The organism is Lentzea sp. JNUCC 0626, assembly GCF_043632865.1.
Classification (GTDB): Bacteria; Actinomycetota; Actinomycetes; order Mycobacteriales; family Pseudonocardiaceae; genus Lentzea.
In genome coordinates this window covers 7,181,820-7,200,334 of the sequence record NZ_CP171635.1, presented here as the reverse complement: position 1 = coordinate 7,200,334, position 18,515 = coordinate 7,181,820, and the positions used below count along the sequence as shown (strand labels likewise).

Below are 18,515 nucleotides of genomic sequence, written 5' to 3'. Positions count from 1 at the left end.
AAGGCTGCCGGGGGTGGACTGCGGGGGGTTTGGGGGGTCGTCCCCCCAACATTATGGCGAAACGAAGAAGGCCCATGCTCTCCATGAGCATGGGCCTTCCAGAGTGGAGCGGATGACGAGACTCGAACTCGCGACCCTCACCTTGGCAAGGTGATGCGCTACCAACTGCGCTACATCCGCACTGCCTTACAGGGGAGAACTATACAGGGCCTTCAGACGGCGTCTTGCGAGGGGGGTGCCAAACCGGCCAGCAGTTGATCTACCTCGTCCAACTGCTCCTTCGGCCACCGCCACTCCCACAGCGCCCGCACCTTCGGCAGCACGTCGACCGGCAGCCAGGCCGCCACCTCCTCGCGGAGGTCCCAGTCGTCGAACACGTGCTCGTAGAAGCTCACCAGCGCCGCGTTCTCCAGGAACTGCTCCGGCTGGTGGAAGCACCAGTGCGCGAACCCGTACGCCCGGCGCAGCACGTCGTCGGCCTGTTCGCGGTGCGCCTCCTGGGCCAGCTGCGACAGCTCCGAGAAGAAGACGTGGCAGGACCACTCCTCGGTCTCGGCGACAGCACGAAGTTCCGGCACGAGGGCCGAAGCGCGTTCTCGCCAGTCCACCACGGGCGTGACGATAGTCGCTCGATCTTGTCCGGCCGATCCTCCGACGCCCACCTGTGACCGTCCTGTCACCGATCGCGTTGCGCTGATCAGCTCACTACTAACGGATGGTCTTGTGTATCGACCTGTTCTCGGCGAGGAGCAGTTCTGGCCCCTTGTGGCATGTTGAAGCCTGTGATGGTCGACGAGAACGAGGTCGACCGGGACCTGCTCGCCAGAGTGCGCGAGGGAGACGACTCGGCCTACGGCGAACTGTTCTCCCGGCATGCGGACGCGATCCGCCGTTTTTCTCTCAGGCACGTCCGGGAGGCGGCCGAGGCCGACGACCTCACCGCTGAAGCGTTCTTCCGCATGCTGCAGGCGATCCGCCGCGGCAGCGGGCCCACCGACCACGTCCGCACCTACCTGCTGACCGTCGCGCGCCGGGTGGCGTGGGAGTGGAGCGGGCGGCGCCGGGACGTGCCGGTGGAGGACGAGGAGCTGGGCCGGCGGGTCGAGCCGGTGAGCGACAACGCCAACAAGCGGGCCGAGCACAACCTCATCACCAGGGCTTTCTCCAGCCTGCCGGAACGCTGGCGGGTCGTGCTGTGGCGCGTCGAGGTCGAGGGTGAGCGCCCCGCCTCCGTGGCACCGCACTTCGGGCTCTCGCCGAACGCCATGTCGGCGTTGGCCCGCCGCGCGCGTGAGGGACTGCGTGCGGCGTACCTCCAGGCCCACCTCGCCGCCGACGACGGGCGTTCGTCGTGCGCGGCGATCCGTTCGAAGCTCGGCACCTACACCGCGGGCGGGGTCCAGGGCGTCGAGGAACGCCGGATCGCCGCCCACCTCGACACCTGTGCGGCGTGCACGCAGCTCTACACCGAGTTGAACGAGGTCTGCGCGACGCTGCGTGCCAACGCGGCGTTCCTGATCGTGCCGTCGACGCTCGGGCTCGCGTTCGCCGGCAAGGTGCTGCTGACGAAGGCCAAGCTGGCGTTCGCGGCGGCCAGTGTGGCGACCGTCGGCCTGTTCGGGACGATGGCGGCCGTGTTCAACGGCGGTCCCGGCGTGGCCGTGCTGCAACCGGACCAGAACCCGGTGATCGCGATGAACACGTCGGGGTCGGCGAGTTCGGAGCACAGCCAGGAGCTCGTGGTGGCCCCGCCGCCACCGGCCCAGCAGCAGGTGAAACCGCAGGCGAACGTGGCCAACCCCGGCGCGCCGCGGCAGCAGCAGGAGACCGTGCGCAGGACGTCGTCGTCCGTGCCGCCGCCTCCCAGCCAGGAGCAGCAGGACGAGCCGACCGAACGGGCGGAGACGCCCGTGCAGACGTCGGACCAGGTCGGCGACATGACGGTGCAGACCACGTCGTCGTCGCGGGGGATCAACTCCCTCAACACGCCGTCGTCACCCACTGAGACGCCGACGACGACCACCGACCCGTGCTCGACGCCGCAGACCACGACCACCACCATCACGCTCTACCCGCGACCGGCGCTCGAAAACTGACGGTGACGATCAAGCCCGGCCGAGTTCACCCACAAGGCTCGGCCCGCGCCAGGTACGGTTTGACCAAGACCGACCGAGCGTGGGAGACGGGTACATGACGCGGCTGGTGCGCGGTGCTGACGGGCGGATGTGGACGGTCCACAGCCGCATCGAGTGGCGCAACCCGGTGGAGTCCGACGACTTCGAGCACGACGTCAGCGGTGGCGTCCTGCCCGGCATCATGATGGCGGGCTTCCTCGTCGTGATGGTGGTCGTGCTGATCGCCTGGACGCCGGAGCAGGTCGTGGTGCCGGCGTGGCTGATCCTCGCGCTGATCTTCCTGTTCGCCTTCTTCCCGGTCCGCTGGGCGCTGCGCCGCCCGCACACGCTGGTCGCGGAGAGCAAGGCCACGGCCGACGAACTGCCACCCGAGCGGTGGATCGGGTCCGTGCGAGGCCCGCTCGCGGTGCGTCAGGAGGCCTCCCGGGTCGCCCGCACCATCGAGATGCACTCGCTGCCGGACGTCGAAGGCCCGTTGCAACCCGTCGACTGATGCGACACTGGACCGGTGCCCGAGCTACCCGAGGTAGAAGCGCTGGTCCACCACCTGCGTGAGAACGCGGTGGGCCGCACGGTGCATCGCGTCGACGTCGCGTCACTCCAGGTGCTGAAGACGTTCGACCCGCCGTGGACGGCGCTGCACGGCCAGGAGGTCGTGGCGGCGCACCGGCACGGCAAACACCTCGACCTGGAGGTCGCCGACGGCCTGCACCTGGTCGTCCACCTCGCCCGCGCCGGCTGGCTGCGCTGGGCCGACACCATGTCCGCGCCGCCGCCCAAGCAGGGCCGCGGGCCGCTCGCGTTGCGCGTGCACCTCGGGCCGCCCGGTCAGGGGCCGGGGTTCGACCTGACGGAGGCGGGCACCAAGAAGGGGCTCGCGGCGTGGATCGTGCGCGACCCGAAGACCATTCCGAGCGTCGCGCGGCTGGGGCCCGACGCGTTGGGGATCACCCGCACGCAGCTCGAGGACCTGTTCGCGGGGCGCACCGAGCGGCTCAAGACGTCGCTGACCGACCAGACCCTGATCGCGGGCATCGGCAACGCGTACTCCGACGAGATCATGCACATGGCGAAGCTCTCGCCGTACGCGACGGCGGGCAAGTTGAACGACGAGCAGCTCGACCACCTGCACGAGGCGATGCTCACGACACTGACCGATGCCGTCGCACGGTCCGTCGGTCAGGACGCGGCTCGTTTGAAGGGCGAGAAGCGCTCGGGGTTGCGGGTGCACGCGCGCACCGGGCTGCCGTGTCCCGTGTGCGGTGACACGGTGCGTGAGGTGTCGTTCGCGGACAAGGCGTTCCAGTACTGCCCGACGTGCCAGACCGGGGGCAAACCGCTCGCCGACCGCCGGCTGTCCCGGTTGCTCAAATAACCGCCGCTTAACCGCACCCGGTTTTCCTCAGACGCATGACACGTCTGAGGAAAGCCGTCGCCGTCGTGGTGGCCGCCGCTGCGGGACTCATCCTCGCGCCGATGAACGCCAACGCCGCGGAGTACGGCTGCACCGGCACGTTGATCGACACCTACAAGGTCATGTCGAAGGTGCCGAACCACCTGAGCACGATCCGGCTGTACTACAACTCCAGCACGGGCTACAACTGCGCGGCCAACGTGAAGACGGCCTACTACTCGCAGTTCAAGCACCAGGCCAGCATCTCCATGTACAACCAGGACTTCCGCGAGGACGACAACAACCGTCCCGGCTACAACAACGACTTCGACTCCGGCAAGTTCCAGTACTACGCCGGCCCGGTCAAGGTGTATGCCAAGGGCAAGTGCGTGACGATCCGCGCGATCACCTACTACTACGACGAGATGGCCATCAAGGACGCCGTCGGAGTGCACTGCGGTTAGACGATCAGCACCTCCAGCGTGCGCGGGCCGTGCACGCCCTCGACCCGGTTGAGTTCGATGTCGCTCGTCGCCGAGGGGCCGCTGATGAACGTCAGCGGGCGCGTCGGTTCCAGTCGTTGCAGGGCTTCTGGAACCGACGCGGCGATCTGGTCGGTGCGCACCACGCACAGGTGGTAGTCGGGCAGCAGGGTGAGCGCCCGGCGGCCCTGGGCCTCGCCGCCGTCCAGCACGATCGTGCCGGTGTCGGCGATCGCGACGGCGCACCCGGTGAGCACGCCGTCGGCCTGGTCCAGCTCCTCGATGGTCAGCGGTTCGCGCAGCCACGTGACGCCGTCGATCAGCCACTCGGCCGGAACATCTTGGGGCGCAACGATTCGCTTGCCCTGGAGGCGTTGCAGAGCCTCCGGCACGTCGGTGACCGTGTGGACGATCGCGCGGTAGTCCGCGACCCGTTCGGCGAACAACTCGACGCCGCCGGGGCCTTCGACGTTGTAACCGCGGACGACCGGTGCGGCCGGCGGCACCTGGGCGTTGCGGATGCGGTTGAGGATCTCTTCCTTCGCGCTAGCCACGGTTCTTCCTCCACCACGTGCGGAACGACTCGGCCGGCGGTGCGGGCACGTCGCGCGAGGACGTCCACTTCGAACCGGGCCACGGCAGCGACGTGATCTTGCCGTCGCGGGCCAGGAAACGGGCCAGGGAACCGGCTTTCTGCGCCTTCTCATAGCGCGAGGCCGAGGCGAACATCCACGCGGCGGCGGCCATCGCGACCGACTCCGCCGTGCGGCCCTTCGCTTCCACGGCCTCGGCGCGCAGGTGCGTGAGGACCGACGGGATGTCGATCCGCACCGGACAGACCTCGAAGCACGCACCGCACAACGACGACGCGTAGGGCAGCGACGCGGCCTGCGGGTCGTGCATGTCGCCGACCAGTTGCGGCGTCAGGATCGCGCCGATCGGGCCGGGGTAGACCGAGCCGTACGACTTGCCGCCGGTGCGTTCGTAGACCGGGCAGACGTTCAGGCACGCACTGCACCGGATGCAGCGAAGTGCCTGGCGCCCAACGGAATCCTCGAGCGTCGCGGTGCGGCCGTTGTCGATCAGCACGAGGTGGAAGTTCTGCGGGCCGTCGTTCGGGGTGACGCCGGTCCACACGCTCGTGTACGGGTTCATGCGTTCGGCCGTGGACGAGCGGGGCAGCAGCTGGAGGAAGACCTCCAGGTCCTGCCACGTCGGCACGAGCTTCTCGATGCCCATCACGGTGATCAGGGTGTCCGGCAGCGTCAGGCACATGCGGCCGTTGCCCTCGGACTCCAGCACCACGATCGACCCGGTGTCGGCGACGGCGAAGTTCGCGCCGGAGATCGCGACCTTGGTGGTGAGGAACTTCTGCCGCAGGTGGACGCGGGCGGCCTCGGCGAGGTCGGCCGGTTCGTCGGACACCTCGACGCCCATGCGGCGCTGGAAGATCTCGCGGATCTCCGAGCGGTTCCGGTGGATCGCGGGCACCAGGATGTGCGACGGCCGGTCGTCGCCGAGCTGCACGATCAGCTCGGCGAGGTCGGTCTCGACGGCGTGCACGCCGCCTTCTTCGAGCGCCTCGTTCAGCCCGATCTCGGCCGTGGCCATGGACTTGACCTTGACGACCTCGTTCGCGTTCTCCTGCCTGCACAGGTCGAGGACGATCCGGTTGGCCTCCTCGGCGTCGCGCGCCCAGTGGACCGTGCCACCCCTGGCCGTGACCTGCTCCTCCAGTTGGAGCAGGAGCGGTTCGAGGCGCGCCAGGACGTCGTTCTTGATCTGCTCGCCGGCGACCCGCAGCATCTCCCAGTCGGTCATCTCGGCGACCGCGGCCTCCCGGCGACCGCGGATCGTGCCGGTGGCCCTGCGCAGGTTCTGCCGCAGCTGGGTGTCCTGCAGCGCTTCCTTGGCGGCCTTCGGGAACGTCGGGCTGCCCAGCCACGTCACCGGGTTGCGAGCCACGGTTCCTCCTCCGTCGAAGCCAGGATCTCCGCCAGGTGCACCGGCCGGACGCCCGCGCGCAACCGCGAGAGCCCGCCGCCGATGTGCATGAGGCACGAGTTGTCGCCCGCGCACAGCACCTCGGCGCCGGTGTCGAGCACGCACCGCATCTTGTCCGCGAGCATCGCCGTGGACGTCTCGGCGTTCTTCACCGCGAACGTGCCGCCGAACCCGCAGCACTGCGTCGAGTCGGGCAGCGCCACCAGATCGAGTGCTTTCACGGCCCTGAGCAGCGCCAACGGCTTGTCGCCGACCCCCAGCACGCGCAGCGAGTGACAAGTGGGGTGGTAGGTGACCCGGTGGGGGAACCAGGCGCCGACGTCCGTCACGCCGAGCACGTCGACGAGGAACTCCGCGAGCTCGAAAGTGCGCGGCGGAGACTCACCGAGGGTGGGATGAACCTCCCGAACCATGCCCGCGCATGACCCGGATGGCGCAACGACGTAGTCATAGCTCCCGAAGACGTCGGTGTACTTGCGCGCCAGAGGCTTCGAATGCTCCCGGTAGCCGGTGTTGAAGTGCATCTGGCCGCAGCACGTCTGGTCGAGGGGGAACTCGACCTCGCAGTCGAGCCTCTCCAGCAAACGCACCACGGCACGGGCCGTCTCCGGGAAGAACGTGTCGGTCAGGCAGGTCGCGAACAGCGCCACTTTCACCCGCACACCCTCTCCCCGAATTCATCCGATGTCTACCCGTACCGGTGGACCGTCCGGGGGTACGCCGGGCGCGCCTCTTGCTATAGGGGCACCCCACAGCACAGCATGTGCACCGTGGGCGACCTGTTGACCGAGCGCGCCGTGCTCGGTGTCATCGCGACCCTGGCCGTTCTGGGCCTCTTCGTGATGCTGTGCCGCGCTCGACGAGTCAGCACCTCCGTCGAGGATGCTGTGATGGACATGCTCGACCGCATGTCCAGGGCGTCGAGCGACCTCCGCGCGGGCTTGACCGAGGAGGCGGCCAACAAGGCCACCCCTCACCTGCGCGAGATGCTCCGGTGCGTAGCCGTCGCCATCACCGACGAAGAAGGCACCGTCCTCTCGTGGGACGGCGGCGCGAACGACCACTACGAGTACCTCCGCGACACAGTGGCTCGTGCCATCAACAACTGCCACAAGGAACACGTAGACCACCGCAAGCTCGGCTGCGAGTTGCAAGGCCCGTGCTCCCTGCACAGCGTCGTCGTCGTTCCGCTGGTCGTCGAGGGCGACGTGGCCGGCACGCTGATCGTGGTCTCCGGCGTGGCCTCCAAGCGCCAGATCCGCATGGCCGAGGAAACGGCCCGCTTCGTCTCGACCCAGCTGGAACTCGAGGTCGTCCAGAAGCAACGCCAGGCGCTGGCCCAGGCCGAGGTGAAGGCCCTCCGAGCCCAGATCTCGCCGCACTTCGTCTACAACGCCCTGAACACCATCTCGTCGCTGATCCGCACCGACCCCGCGCACGCCCGTGAGCTGCTGCAGGAGTTCGCGGAGTTCACGCGCTACTCGTTCCGCACCGACGGCCTGTTCACGACCCTCGCCGACGAACTGACCAACATCCACCGCTACCTGACCATCGAGCAGGCGCGCTACGGCTCCCGCCTGAACGTGCGTCTCCGGATCGCCCCCGAGGTGTTGCAGGTCGTCCTGCCGTTCCTGGTGCTGCAGCCGCTGGTCGAGAACGCGGTCCGGCACGGCCTGGCCAAGAAGCCCGGCGGCGGCATGCTCACCATCACCGCCGAGGACAACGGCAACGAGGCCCTGATCAGCGTCGAGGACGACGGCGTCGGCATGGACCCGGAACGCCTGGACGACATCAAGGACGCCCACCAGACCGGCGCCCACGTCGGCATCGGCAACATCAACGACCGGATGCGCACGGTCTTCGGCGTCGAGTACGCCCTGGTCGTCGAGACGGCGCCGAACGCCGGCACCAAGGTGATCCTCAACGTGCCGAAGTTCGCCCGCAACGTGCTGCCGAACCTGAACATCGGGTCGCAGATGACGGACGAGCCGATGACGAACGAGCAACCGGCGATCCGCGCCTGACGCTCTGCTGAGCTGCGACGAAAGTTGCAAGGTCAAGCATGCTCAACCCAGGCGTGAATCGTGCCGATTGTGGTGGAGACCAATGATCCGCCGGTCGTTTGAGCAACCAGAGGCCGGCCGCGAGTAAAGGCCACATCCAGTGCACGAACCCAAGGCACCCGAACGCGTCCGCGTCTGCATCAAGTGCACCGCAAAGGGCTTCAACAGCTGCAAGTGCTGATCCAGCACCGCGCAAAAACCCAGGTCAGCGTGCGGCAACCGCCAGCGTCGTGATCAGCACGACGGCGCACACGCTCCAGCTCACCCACATCCAGTAGATGTGCATCGGCGTCGGCCCGGCCGCGTTCTGCCGCCCCCGGTCGTCCCACCACTCGACGTACCGTTCGAGCCACCGGATCGGGTTGAACGTCACCGACCGAACCTAGCAGCCCAAAAGGTGTTCCAGGTCACGCGGGAGCAACCCGACCACCATCGAGGCTCCCGCGTCACCGCGAAACGCACGTACTGTCGAGTACATGAGCGTCACGGACAAGATCGCGGCCCGTCTCCCGAGGGTCATGGACCGGGGTGAACGGCCTCCGGTCGTCGCTGCGGTGCGGTTGCACGGGGTCATCACCCCGCAGTCCTCGCCGGTCGCCCGCAACACGATCAGCCTCCAGAACGTCGAGTCGGCGATCAACCGCGCCTTCGACAACGAGCGGCTCATCGCCGTGGCTCTGCTCATCAACTCTCCGGGCGGCGCGCCCACCCAAAGCGCCCTCATCGCCGAACGCATCCGCGAGCTCGCCACCAAGAAGCACGTGCCGGTGCTCGCGTTCTGCGAGGACGTGGCGGCGTCCGGCGGGTACTGGCTGGCCTGCGCGGGGGACGAGATCTACGCGCACGGCACCAGCCTCGTCGGCTCGATCGGGGTCGTGAGCTCGGGCTTCGGCCTCAACGGCCTGCTGGACAAGGCGGGCGTCGAGCGCCGCGTCTACACCGCGGGCGAGAACAAGGTGCGGCTCGACCCGTTCCAGGAGGAGAAGCCCGAGGACGTCGAGTGGCTCAAGGGCCTCCACTCCGACCTGCACGACCAGTTCAAGGCGTGGGTGACGGAACGCCGCGGCGCGAAGCTCAGCAAGGACGCCGACCTGTTCAGCGGTGAGGTGTGGACCGGCAGCAAGGCGCAGGAGCTCGGCCTGATCGACGGCCTCGGCACGATCCGGACCGTCATCGCGAAGCGGTTCCCGGACGCCGAGTTGACCATCGCGGAGCCGCGCAAGCCGTTGCTGGCCAAGCTCGGGCTGACCGGCGCGTCCACCCGATCGGGCGATCTCGTGACGCAGGTGCTGGCGAGTGTCGAGGAACGTGCTCGCTGGTCCCGATTCGGGCTGTGAGCATCAGTTCGGTTTCACCGGGCGTGTCGAGACCTACCCCGGCGTAGACACGGCTGCACATTGGTGGGCAAGATGCCCGACACAGTGAGTACCCAAGACAACGCCGGTCTCCTCGTCCTCGCAGTCGATGACGAGGCCCCTGGCCTGAGCGAGATCAAGTTCCTGCTCGAGAGCAGCCCTCACATCCGGCGCGTCCTCACGGCGTTCGACGCCGCCGAGGCACTGCGCATCCTGAGGGGTGACTACGAGCAGGAGGTCATGGCTCGGACCAAGGCCGGCCTGCCGCCGGTCGATGCCGTCTTCGCCGACATCAACATGCCCGGCCTGTCGGGCATGGATCTCGCGCGGGTGCTCAGCGCGTTCCGGTACCCGCCCGCGCTCGTGTTCGTGACGGGCGTCGAGGAACGGGACGCGCTCGTGACGGCGTTCGACGTCGGTGCGCTCGACTTCATCAACAAGCCGATCAACGAGGAACGCGTCCTCAAGGCCATCTCGCGGGTCGCGGACCGGGTGGGACGCACGGCGGCCCCCAGCACGCCGTCGGCCCAGGCGGCGCAGAACCCCGCCGAACCGACCGACGACGAGGTCATCCCCGTCGAACTCGGCGGCACCATCAAGCTCGTGCCGCGCGCGTCCGTGCGGTACGTCGAGGCGCAGGGCGACTACGCCCGCCTGCACACGCAGGACGGCAGCCACCTCGTCCGGATTCCGCTGGCGCAGCTGGAAGAGCGCTGGGCGAACGCCGGGTTCGTGCGCATCCACCGGTCGTACCTGGTGGCGTTGCCGCTGGTGAGCGAGCTGCGGATGACGGCGAACGGCTACGCGGTCGTGATCGGCACCGGGGACGGCGCCAAGGAGCTCCCGGTCAGCCGCAGGCACACCAAGGAGCTCAAGGAACGGATCGTGCGACCGCCCAAGAGCGGCTGGTGAGCAGGCACGACGCGGGAAAGCCGGAGCAGCCCGCCCGGGAGGCCTGGCTCGGTGAGCAGGGCAGCAGGCCACGACGGCGCCGGGTCGTGCTCGCGGACTCCACGAAGAAGAGCGGCAAGGCGTTACGCACGATCATCGAGCTGGAGGAGCAGACCAGCGTCGGTGAGAAGCTGGTGCGCGACCTCATCCGCCAGCAGCTCAAGTCGGCGTTCGGGCTCGCGTTCGCGGTCCTGATCGGCATGTGCCTGTTGCCGATCACGTTCTACCTGATCCCGTCCATCGGGGACCTCGAGATCCTCGGCATCCCCATCCCGTGGCTCGTGCTCGGTCTTGCGCCCTTCCCGATCCTCTACGGCGTCGGGTGGGTGTTCCGCAGGCAGGCCGAACGGCACGAGCGGGACTTCGTGAACATGGTCGACCGCTGACGTGAACGCCACCTACTGGAGCCTCAGCGCCATCGTCGCCGTTGCGGCCGTGACGTTCCTGCTCGGCTACGTCGGGTCGCGCAAGGCGAACACCACCCCGGACTTCCTGGTGGCCCGCCGCGCGATCCCGGCCACCCGCAACGCCGCCGCGATCTCCGGCGAGTACCTGTCCGCGGCGTCGTTCCTCGGCGTCGCGGGGCTCGTGCTCAAGGACGGCGTCGACGCCCTCTGGTACCCGATCGGCTTCACCGCGGGCTACCTCGCGCTGCTGCTGTTCGTCGCGGCACCGCTGCGCCGCTCCGGCGCCTACACGCTGCCCGACTTCGCCGAGGCCCGGCTGGGGTCGGCGAACGTCCGGCACTTCAGCACGTTCTTCGTGGTCTGCATCGGCGTGCTGTACCTGGTGCCGCAGCTCCAGTCCGCAGGCCTGACGCTGACCACGATCACCGGCCTGCCCGCGTGGTTCGGCGGCCTGATCGTGACGGCCATCGTGGTGGTCAACGTGCTCGGCGGTGGCATGCGCGCGATCACGCTCGTGCAGGCGTTCCAGTACTGGGGCAAGCTCTTCGCGATCGCCGCGCCGACGTTCGTGCTGTTCGTGGTGTTCCTCGCCTCGCCCGACCGCGGCACGCAGCCGATCAGCGACGACGGCGTGGTGCGGTTCCCGAAGTCCGAGTCGGTCACGGTGGCCGAGCAGGTCGTGAAGGTCCGTGTCGAGGTGCCGCTCACGTTGAAGGTGCGCGGTCAGATCGACGGCAGGGACGCGGACGGCGCGGTGTTCTGGGGTCGTGGCGTCTACGAGCTGAGCCCCGGCACGACCATGGAGTTCACCGCGGGCAGCCCGGTGCCGGTGGTCGAGGGCTCGCCGACGTCGAACTACGACTGGACGCGCCCGCAGACCGGCGGCATCTCCGAGCTGATCAGGACGTACTCGCTGATCTTCGCGACGTTCCTCGGCACCATGGGCCTGCCGCACGTGCTGGTCCGCTTCTACACCAACCCGGACGGCAAGGCGGCGCGGCGCACGGCGTTGCACGTGCTCTACCTGCTGGGCCTGTTCTACATCTTCCCGACGGTGCTGGGCGTGCTGGCGCGGCTCTACCTCCCGCAGCTCCTGGTGACCGGGCGGACGGACGCGGCGGTGCTGATGCTGCCGGAGACGATGCTGCCGAACCTCGGTGGTCAGATCGTCGGCGCGATCGTCGCGGCGGGTGCGTTCGCGGCGTTTCTTTCGACCAGTTCGGGACTCGTGGTGTCGGTCGCCGGCGTCGTTTCGACGGACATCATGCCGGGCAAGGTTCGTGACTTCCGGTGGGCAACTGTGTTCACGGGACTGGTCGCAATTGGCCTCGCATTGCTTTTGCCGCGTTCTGACGCGTCACTGACCGTGGCGATGTCATTCGCATTGGCGGCCTCGACCTTCTGCCCGCTTCTCGTGCTCGGCATCTGGTGGAGGGGACTCACCTGGGTGGGCGCGGTGTGCGGGCTCGTGGTCGGCGGTGGCATGGTCATCACGGCTCAGGTCGTCAGCGTCGTCAGCTCGTACACCGGCCGCTGGGCGCCCGCGTTCATCACCCAACCTGCGCTGATCACCGTTCCGATCGCGTTCATGACCATGATCGTGGTCAGCAAGGCGACCCGCAGACGGGTGCCGCCGGACGTGAGCCAGATCCTGCTGAGACTGCACGCGCCGGACCCGCTGGGCTTCATCCGGGACCGCGACGTCGCCCGCTTCGGGACCGCCGAGGAGAAGGCCAGAATGGCCGACGACAAGCGCAGGGGAGCTGGTCGAACACTCTGAGTGACCACCGTTTCAAATGGGTGAAAATTGGTCACTCGAATCGGTGAACGGTGATTCCGGTCACGCAGAGTGCCCTTCGTCTACGCATACTGACCGTTCGTCGCATCACCCGACTGCTGGGCGCAACGGCACGAACGGGGCCTTACCTGAGTGACTCAAGTCTCCATACGGTTCCTGACCAAGAACGGACCGCACCTGGAGGCATTACGTGCACGTCACGTTGCTGACACCTACGACGAGTACCGCGAGGAGGGGCCTGTGAGCAGCGTCGAACACACCCCGTCTGAGTCGGCCCCAGACGCACAGAAGTGGGCCGACGTCCAAGCGAGCGCTGACTTCACCGAGCTGAAGCAACGACTGCGCAAGTTCGTGTTCCCCGTCTCCGGACTGTTCCTCGCTTGGTACGTGTTGTACGTCCTGCTGGCGGACTACGCGCACGACTTCATGTCCACCAAGGTGCTGGGCAACATCAACGTCGGGCTCATCTTCGGCCTGCTGCAGTTCGTGTCGACGTTCGTCATCACGACGCTGTACGTGCGGCACGCCAACAAGAACCTCGACCCGCTCGCGGAGAAGCTCCGCAACGAGATCGAGGGAGACGGCAAGTGAACGAGTCCAGCCCGATCCTCAACATCAGCATCTTCGGTGTCTTCGTCCTGATCACGCTGTTCGTGGTCATCCGGGCGAGCCGCAACACCAAGACCGCTGCCGACTACCTCGCCGCCGGTCGCGCGTTCACCGGCCCGCAGAACGGCATCGCGATCGCGGGTGACTACCTGTCCGCGGCGTCGTTCCTCGGCATCGCGGGTGCCATCGCGCTGAACGGCTACGACGGCTTCCTCTACTCCATCGGCTTCCTGGTGGCGTGGCTCGTCGCGTTGCTGCTGGTCGCGGAGCTGCTGCGGAACACCGGCAAGTACACGATGGGCGACGTGCTGAGCTTCCGGATGCGCCAGCGTCCGGTCCGCGCCGCAGCGGCCACGTCGACGATGGCGGTCTCGTTCTTCTACCTGCTGGCCCAGATGGCCGGTGCCGGTGGTCTCGTCGCCCTGCTGCTCGGCATCACGGGCACCGGTGGCCAGGCCCTGGTCATCGCCGTGGTCGGCGCCCTGATGATCGCCTACGTCCTCATCGGCGGCATGAAGGGCACCACCTGGGTGCAGATCATCAAGGCCGTCCTGCTGATCGCCGGTGCGGGCATCATGACCGTCTGGGTGCTCGGCAAGTACGGCTTCAACCTGTCGTCGCTGCTCGGCGCCGCTGTCGACGCCGCGCCCAAGGCCGGCGAGAAGCTGCTCGGCCCCGGCCTGCAGTACGGCAAGACCGGCACCTCGCAGCTCGACTTCCTGTCGCTGGCCCTCGCCCTGGTCCTCGGCACCGCGGGTCTGCCGCACATCCTGATGCGCTTCTACACCGTGCCCACGGCCAAGGAAGCCCGTCGTTCGGTCGTGTGGGCGATCTGGCTGATCGGCATCTTCTACCTGTTCACCCTGGTCCTGGGTTACGGCGCCGGCGCGCTCGTCGGTCCCGACGCGATCAACGCGGCTCCCGGCAAGGCCAACTCGGCCGCGCCTCTGCTCGCGCTCGAACTGGGTGGTCCGATCCTGCTCGGCCTGATCGCGGCGGTCGCGTTCGCGACGATCCTCGCGGTCGTCGCAGGCCTGACGATCACGGCGTCGGCGTCGTTCGCACACGACATCTACGCCAACATCATCAAGAAGGGCAACGGGAACGACGACGAGGACAAGACCGACGAGGTCAAGGTCGCTCGCATCACCGCGATCGTCATCGGTCTCGTGTCCATCGGTGGTGGCATCGTCGCCAACGGCCAGAACGTCGCGTTCCTCGTGGCGCTGGCGTTCGCGGTCGCGGCCTCGGCGAACCTGCCGACGATCCTCTACTCGCTGTTCTGGAAGAGGTTCAACACCTCGGGCGCGCTGTGGAGCATCTACGGCGGTCTGATCGTGACGATCACCTTGATCATCCTGTCGCCCGCCGTCTCCGGCACGCCGACCTCGATGTTCAAGAACGTCGACTTCCACCTGTTCCCGCTGTCGAACCCCGGCATCGTCTCGATCCCGGTCGCGTTCCTGCTCGGCTACGTCGGCACGATCCTTTCGAAGGACAAGGCCGACCCCGCCAAGCAGGCCGAGATGGAGGTCCGCTCCCTCACGGGTGCGGGCGCCGAGAAGGCCATCGCGCACTAACCCCTTGCACCACCGGAAACGGGCCGTCCTTCACGGGGGCGGCCCGTTTTTCGTTTGTGCAACCCTGGGCCCGCCGTGCGCGTATTGCACGCGACTGCGGCAAGAGCTTGGGGGACCGGAGTGCGACGAGACGAAGAGTTCTCGGAGTTCTTCCAGAGCAGGTTCGACTGGGGAAGGCGCACGGCGTACGCGTTGTGCGGCGACTGGTCGGAAGCGGAAGAGCTCGCACAGAACGCTTTCGTGAAGGCGTATGCGAAATGGCCGAGCGTGCGGCGCGACAGTGCCGACGCCTACGTGCGGATGATCCTCACCCGCCTGTTCCTGGACACGAAGCGGAGGGTGCGTGGACGTGAGCACCCGGTCGCCGACGTGCCGGAACGCGGCGTCGCCGGTGGGTTCGGCGAGCCCGACTCCCAGCTGCACCGGGCGTTGCAACAGGTGCCGCCCAAGCAACGAGCGGTGCTCGTGCTGCGGTACGTGCACGACCTGTCCATCGAGCAGACAGCCGCTGAACTGGGCTGTTCCGAGGGCAACGTGAAGAGTCAGTCAGCAAGGGGGTTGTCGGCGCTCCGCGAGGCGTACGGCCGCCCGGTCGAATCGGAGAGTGCCTCATGAGGATCGAAGACGAGCTGCGCGGAGCTCTCGACGTGCCCGCGCCGCCACCCGTCACCCAACTGGAAGACGTGCTCAAGCTCGGCAGACGCGAGGTCGCGGTGCGCCGGGCGGGAATCACGGGAAGTGTGCTGGCCGTCGTCGCGGTGATCGCGCTCGGGGCCGTGGTCTGGCCGTTCGGGTCGCGAGGCGGCACCGACCCGCTGAACTGGGCACGAGCCCCCCAGCCGCAGGAGCAGGTCGCCGACCCTCCCCGGGACAGCCGGGCCTGCAGCGAGAACTCGAACCCGCCGCCCACGTCCAGCCCGGCAGGCGAGATCCTGGCGCGCGCGCAGACGGACGTGTGGCTGGACCTGGTCCATGCGGCGCTGCCGAACCGGAGGGTCGAGCAGCGGTTCGTCGAGGAAGGCCTCGCCCGCGCGTTCACCGTCGACGTCGGCACGACGGCGACCGTGCGGTTCGTCCGGGTGCGGTTCGACGGACTCACCCCGTCCGCCGCGGCCGACCAGGCACTGTGGGCGACCGGCGGATGCGCCCCACCCCGCCGGACCACCAACGCCGACGGCACCGTGTTCCAGCTCTACGACGCCGCTCCGACGGGTCAGGCCCTGTACGTCTTCCGCGCCGACGGCCGCTCGGTGCGGATCGAGCAGACCAGCGTCACGGCGGAGGCCGGCTCGCTCCCGCTGGGCGAGGGGGACTTCGTGAAGCTCGGGGCAGCCGTCGCGGAGGTGCTCTGAGGGTGGACCCGTGCCGGAGGTTCACGTCCGTGCAACCTCCGGCATGGGAACATCTACGACGTGACTGTTCCAAGCGTGGGTATCGCCGACGTTCCTGCCCAGATGCCCGAGGGCGCCGTCCTGCTGGACGTGCGCGAGCAGGACGAGTGGGACGCGGGCCACGCGCCCGGCGCCGTGCACATCCCCATGAGTGAGATCACCGCCCGCCGCGAAGAGGTGCCGAACGACGTGCAGCTCTACGTCGTGTGCCGCGCCGGTGGCCGCTCCGCCCGCGTGACCCAGTACCTCAACGAGAACGGCTGGGAGGCCGTCAACGTCGAGGGCGGCATGCAGCACTGGGACGCCGCCGGCCGTCCGCTCGAAGGCGGCACCGACGGCGCGGAACCCCAGGTCATCTGACCGTGCAGCCGCTGCAGCCGATGCGCGTGGACTGGGTGGCGACTCCGCCACCCGGTGCGTACCCGCAGCCGTCGCGCCGGTCGCAGCGGCAGTCCTACGGCGGTCCGCCGAACTACCCGGTCCCGCCGCGGTGGGGCTTCCCGCTGCTCGCGTGGCGCTGGCCGACCGCGGTGCCGGGTGCCAAGGAGACGGCGAACTCCGTCGACAACGTCCGCCGCTGGGCCAGGATCACGCAGAACACGCTGTTCGTGATGGCCGTCCTCGCCGCGTGGGCGGCCGGCTCCGAGATCTGGCGCTACGTGCTGGTCGCGCAGAGCCGCTACGGCGCGTTGTCCCCGACGGTCGTGAACACGTCCGACGCGATGGTGGTCGCGTCCGGTCTGCTCTACTTCGCCGCCGTGCTCGTGGTGGCGGTCCCCGTCGTGATGTGGTTGTGGCGGGCCCGGAACGTGGCCGCGAGCCTCGCGGGTTACGGACCGTCGCGCTCGGGCGTCGTCGCTCTGCTCCTGCTCCTCGTGCCAGGGGTGAACCTCGTGGTGCCCGGTTCGGTGCTCGCGGAACTCGAACACGCGGTGGCCCGCCGTCCGGCCGACCAACGCCCGCAGCCGTCGAAGGTGCTGCGCTGGTGGTGGGGTTTCTGGGTCGCCGCCGGTCTGCTCTTCTGGATCGAGGTGCTCTGGATCTTCCGGGACAGCACGCAGGCCCGCGCGGACGGCATCCTGGTGCACGCGCTCGCCGACCTGGTGCTCGCCGGTCTGGCCGTGACGTCTCTGCTGGTGGTCCGCCGAATCACGACGTTGATGCTGCCGGTGGACGCGGCGTCCGTCCGGCTGATGCGCGTGGTCGAGGTCAAGGACGCTCCCGAGCCGCCGCTGCGGGCCGTCCGCGCCTCCGGTTCGCCCCGCTGAGTTCAGCCGACGTTCGTCCTCGCGGACCTTCCGGCGCCGTTGCGCGAGTGCCAGGTTGGGTTCATGCGGACACTCATCGGGGCTCTGGTGATCGCAATGGCCATCCCAGGCGTCGCCCAGGCACACCACCGGGACTTCGACCTCCAGGCACACCGCGGCGGAATCGGCCTGACGGTCGAGAGCACGCTCAAGGCGTTCGGCAAGGCACTCGAACTCGGCGTGACCACCCTGGAACTGGACATCCAGATCACCCGCGACGGCCGTGAGGTCATCACCCACGACCGCAAGACGAACCCGGCGAAGTGCCTCGACACCAAGCCCGCGTTCCCCGGCGACCCGGAGTTCCCGTACGCCGGCAAGTACGTGAAGGACCTGACGTTCGCCCAGGTCAGGACCCTGGACTGCGGCAGCACGCGCTGGTCGCAGTACCCGGACCAGGAACTCGCGCCCGGCGCCCGCATGCCCACCCTCGCCGAACTCTTCGACCTGGCCCGCAAACACCGCGCGTGGGGCGTCCGCTTCAACATCGAGACCAAGGTGGAAGCCGCCGCGCCACACGAAACGGCCCCGCGCGAGCAGTTCGTGCGACGCGCCGTCCAGGAGATCCGCCGCTCCGGCTTCCTGCCGAACGTGACCATCCAGTCGTTCGACTGGGGCACCCTGATGCTGATGCGCCGCACCGAACCGCGCCTCCCGCTGGTCGCCCTGACCCAGCCCGAGTTCCTGCGCCCCGGCTCGCCGTGGACGGGCGGCCTCGAACTGGCCGACTTCGGCGGCAGCGTGGCTCGGGCCGTGAAGTCCTTCGGCGCGTCCGCCCTGTCCCCGGTGCACGGCAACCCGCAGAACGGCAAGGTGGGCGACCCGGACTACGTGCCGTTCACGACGCGCGCCTTGGTGCAGGACGCGCATCGCCAGGGCCTCAAGGTGATCCCGTGGACCACCAACGACCCGGCGACGATGAACAAGCTGATCGACGACGGCGTGGACGGCATCATCACCGACTACCCGGACCGCCTGCGCGACGTGATGAAGGAGCGCGGCTTCAAGCTCCCGCGCAAGCATCACCGGTTCGGCTGATT

At 68.3% G+C, this 18,515-nt stretch carries 21 protein-coding genes and 1 tRNA gene; 16 read left to right on the top strand and 6 right to left on the bottom strand.

Annotated elements, in window-relative coordinates; translation table 11 throughout:
- Positions 1-104: 104 nt before the first annotated feature.
- Together JNUCC0626_RS33030 and JNUCC0626_RS33025 are read right to left on the bottom strand one after the other, a co-directional pair.
- Positions 105-180, bottom strand: a tRNA-Gly gene (locus JNUCC0626_RS33030).
- A gap of 32 nt (positions 181-212) precedes the next feature.
- On the bottom strand, positions 213-611 hold the full coding sequence (locus JNUCC0626_RS33025; RefSeq protein ID WP_382442230.1) for a DUF7674 family protein: 399 nt from the start codon (positions 609-611) through the stop codon (positions 213-215).
- Positions 612-770: 159 nt separating this feature from the next.
- On the opposite strand from JNUCC0626_RS33025, the gene JNUCC0626_RS33020 reads away from it, so the two are divergent.
- The 4 genes from JNUCC0626_RS33020 (at position 771) to JNUCC0626_RS33005 (ending at position 3,992) form a co-directional block, all read left to right on the top strand.
- Positions 771-2,096, top strand: coding sequence for a sigma-70 family RNA polymerase sigma factor (locus tag JNUCC0626_RS33020; RefSeq protein ID WP_394614671.1), 1,326 nt, complete (start codon positions 771-773; stop codon positions 2,094-2,096).
- 94 nt (positions 2,097-2,190) lie between these two features.
- Complete coding sequence (locus JNUCC0626_RS33015) at positions 2,191-2,628, top strand: DUF983 domain-containing protein (protein ID WP_285636271.1); 438 nt, start codon at positions 2,191-2,193, stop codon at positions 2,626-2,628.
- Positions 2,629-2,643: 15 nt separating this feature from the next.
- Complete coding sequence (locus tag JNUCC0626_RS33010; RefSeq protein WP_394614670.1) at positions 2,644-3,510, top strand: Fpg/Nei family DNA glycosylase; 867 nt, start codon at positions 2,644-2,646, stop codon at positions 3,508-3,510.
- Positions 3,511-3,545: 35 nt separating this feature from the next.
- Positions 3,546-3,992, top strand: coding sequence for a hypothetical protein (locus JNUCC0626_RS33005; RefSeq protein WP_394614669.1), 447 nt, complete (start codon positions 3,546-3,548; stop codon positions 3,990-3,992).
- On the opposite strand, the gene JNUCC0626_RS33000 is transcribed toward JNUCC0626_RS33005, so the two are convergent.
- The 3 genes from JNUCC0626_RS33000 to JNUCC0626_RS32990 are packed head-to-tail and all read right to left on the bottom strand — an operon-like array spanning position 3,989 to position 6,664.
- Positions 3,989-4,564: a LutC/YkgG family protein gene (locus JNUCC0626_RS33000; RefSeq protein WP_394614668.1), complete on the bottom strand. Its 576-nt coding sequence runs from the start codon at positions 4,562-4,564 to the stop codon at positions 3,989-3,991. The genes JNUCC0626_RS33005 and JNUCC0626_RS33000 overlap by 4 nt on opposite strands.
- The gene (locus JNUCC0626_RS32995; protein ID WP_394614667.1) at positions 4,557-5,975 is read right to left on the bottom strand and encodes a LutB/LldF family L-lactate oxidation iron-sulfur protein; all 1,419 of its coding nucleotides are present in this window, start codon (positions 5,973-5,975) and stop codon (positions 4,557-4,559) included. The genes JNUCC0626_RS33000 and JNUCC0626_RS32995 overlap by 8 nt, the downstream gene beginning before the upstream one ends.
- Positions 5,957-6,664, bottom strand: a complete 708-nt coding sequence (locus JNUCC0626_RS32990) for a (Fe-S)-binding protein (RefSeq protein WP_394622150.1) — start codon at positions 6,662-6,664, stop codon at positions 5,957-5,959. The genes JNUCC0626_RS32995 and JNUCC0626_RS32990 overlap by 19 nt, the downstream gene beginning before the upstream one ends.
- A 111-nt stretch (positions 6,665-6,775) precedes the next feature.
- Between JNUCC0626_RS32990 and JNUCC0626_RS32985 the strand changes: the two genes are divergently transcribed.
- The gene (locus JNUCC0626_RS32985; protein ID WP_285636256.1) at positions 6,776-8,038 is read left to right on the top strand and encodes a sensor histidine kinase; all 1,263 of its coding nucleotides are present in this window, start codon (positions 6,776-6,778) and stop codon (positions 8,036-8,038) included.
- Between the two features lie 244 nt (positions 8,039-8,282).
- On the opposite strand, the gene JNUCC0626_RS32980 is transcribed toward JNUCC0626_RS32985, so the two are convergent.
- Positions 8,283-8,450, bottom strand: a complete 168-nt coding sequence (locus JNUCC0626_RS32980) for a hypothetical protein (protein ID WP_166048541.1) — start codon at positions 8,448-8,450, stop codon at positions 8,283-8,285.
- Between the two features lie 103 nt (positions 8,451-8,553).
- On the opposite strand from JNUCC0626_RS32980, the gene JNUCC0626_RS32975 reads away from it, so the two are divergent.
- The 11 genes from JNUCC0626_RS32975 (at position 8,554) to JNUCC0626_RS32925 (ending at position 18,513) form a co-directional block, all read left to right on the top strand.
- A complete protein-coding gene (locus JNUCC0626_RS32975; RefSeq protein WP_394614666.1) occupies positions 8,554-9,414 on the top strand; it encodes a S49 family peptidase in 861 nt (286 codons plus the stop codon).
- A 72-nt stretch (positions 9,415-9,486) separates the two neighbouring features.
- Complete coding sequence (locus JNUCC0626_RS32970; RefSeq protein ID WP_394614665.1) at positions 9,487-10,344, top strand: LytR/AlgR family response regulator transcription factor; 858 nt, start codon at positions 9,487-9,489, stop codon at positions 10,342-10,344.
- Positions 10,341-10,769, top strand: a complete 429-nt coding sequence (locus JNUCC0626_RS32965; protein ID WP_394614664.1) for a hypothetical protein — start codon at positions 10,341-10,343, stop codon at positions 10,767-10,769. Before JNUCC0626_RS32970 ends, JNUCC0626_RS32965 begins: the two co-directional genes overlap by 4 nt.
- A gap of 1 nt (position 10,770) precedes the next feature.
- Positions 10,771-12,570, top strand: coding sequence for a cation acetate symporter (locus JNUCC0626_RS32960; RefSeq protein ID WP_394614663.1), 1,800 nt, complete (start codon positions 10,771-10,773; stop codon positions 12,568-12,570).
- Positions 12,571-12,828: 258 nt separating this feature from the next.
- On the top strand, positions 12,829-13,179 hold the full coding sequence (locus JNUCC0626_RS32955) for a DUF485 domain-containing protein (RefSeq protein WP_394614662.1): 351 nt from the start codon (positions 12,829-12,831) through the stop codon (positions 13,177-13,179).
- Positions 13,176-14,777 (top strand): solute symporter family protein, encoded by a 1,602-nt coding sequence (locus tag JNUCC0626_RS32950; RefSeq protein WP_394614661.1) that lies wholly within the window; start codon positions 13,176-13,178, stop codon positions 14,775-14,777. Before JNUCC0626_RS32955 ends, JNUCC0626_RS32950 begins: the two co-directional genes overlap by 4 nt.
- A 120-nt stretch (positions 14,778-14,897) precedes the next feature.
- Positions 14,898-15,392 (top strand): SigE family RNA polymerase sigma factor, encoded by a 495-nt coding sequence (locus JNUCC0626_RS32945; protein ID WP_394614660.1) that lies wholly within the window; start codon positions 14,898-14,900, stop codon positions 15,390-15,392.
- Complete coding sequence (locus JNUCC0626_RS32940) at positions 15,389-16,129, top strand: hypothetical protein (protein WP_394614659.1); 741 nt, start codon at positions 15,389-15,391, stop codon at positions 16,127-16,129. The genes JNUCC0626_RS32945 and JNUCC0626_RS32940 overlap by 4 nt, the downstream gene beginning before the upstream one ends.
- Positions 16,130-16,231: 102 nt before the next feature.
- Entirely contained in the window at positions 16,232-16,528 is a 297-nt protein-coding gene (locus JNUCC0626_RS32935; RefSeq protein WP_394622149.1) for a rhodanese-like domain-containing protein, read from the top strand.
- Between the two features lie 2 nt (positions 16,529-16,530).
- Positions 16,531-17,436 carry a DUF4328 domain-containing protein gene (locus tag JNUCC0626_RS32930; RefSeq protein WP_394614658.1) on the top strand — a complete coding sequence of 302 codons (906 nt, stop codon included), beginning with the start codon at positions 16,531-16,533 and terminating at the stop codon, positions 17,434-17,436.
- Positions 17,437-17,499: 63 nt separating this feature from the next.
- Positions 17,500-18,513: a glycerophosphodiester phosphodiesterase gene (locus tag JNUCC0626_RS32925; protein WP_394614657.1), complete on the top strand. Its 1,014-nt coding sequence runs from the start codon at positions 17,500-17,502 to the stop codon at positions 18,511-18,513.
- The last annotated feature ends 2 nt before the right edge of the window (positions 18,514-18,515 follow it).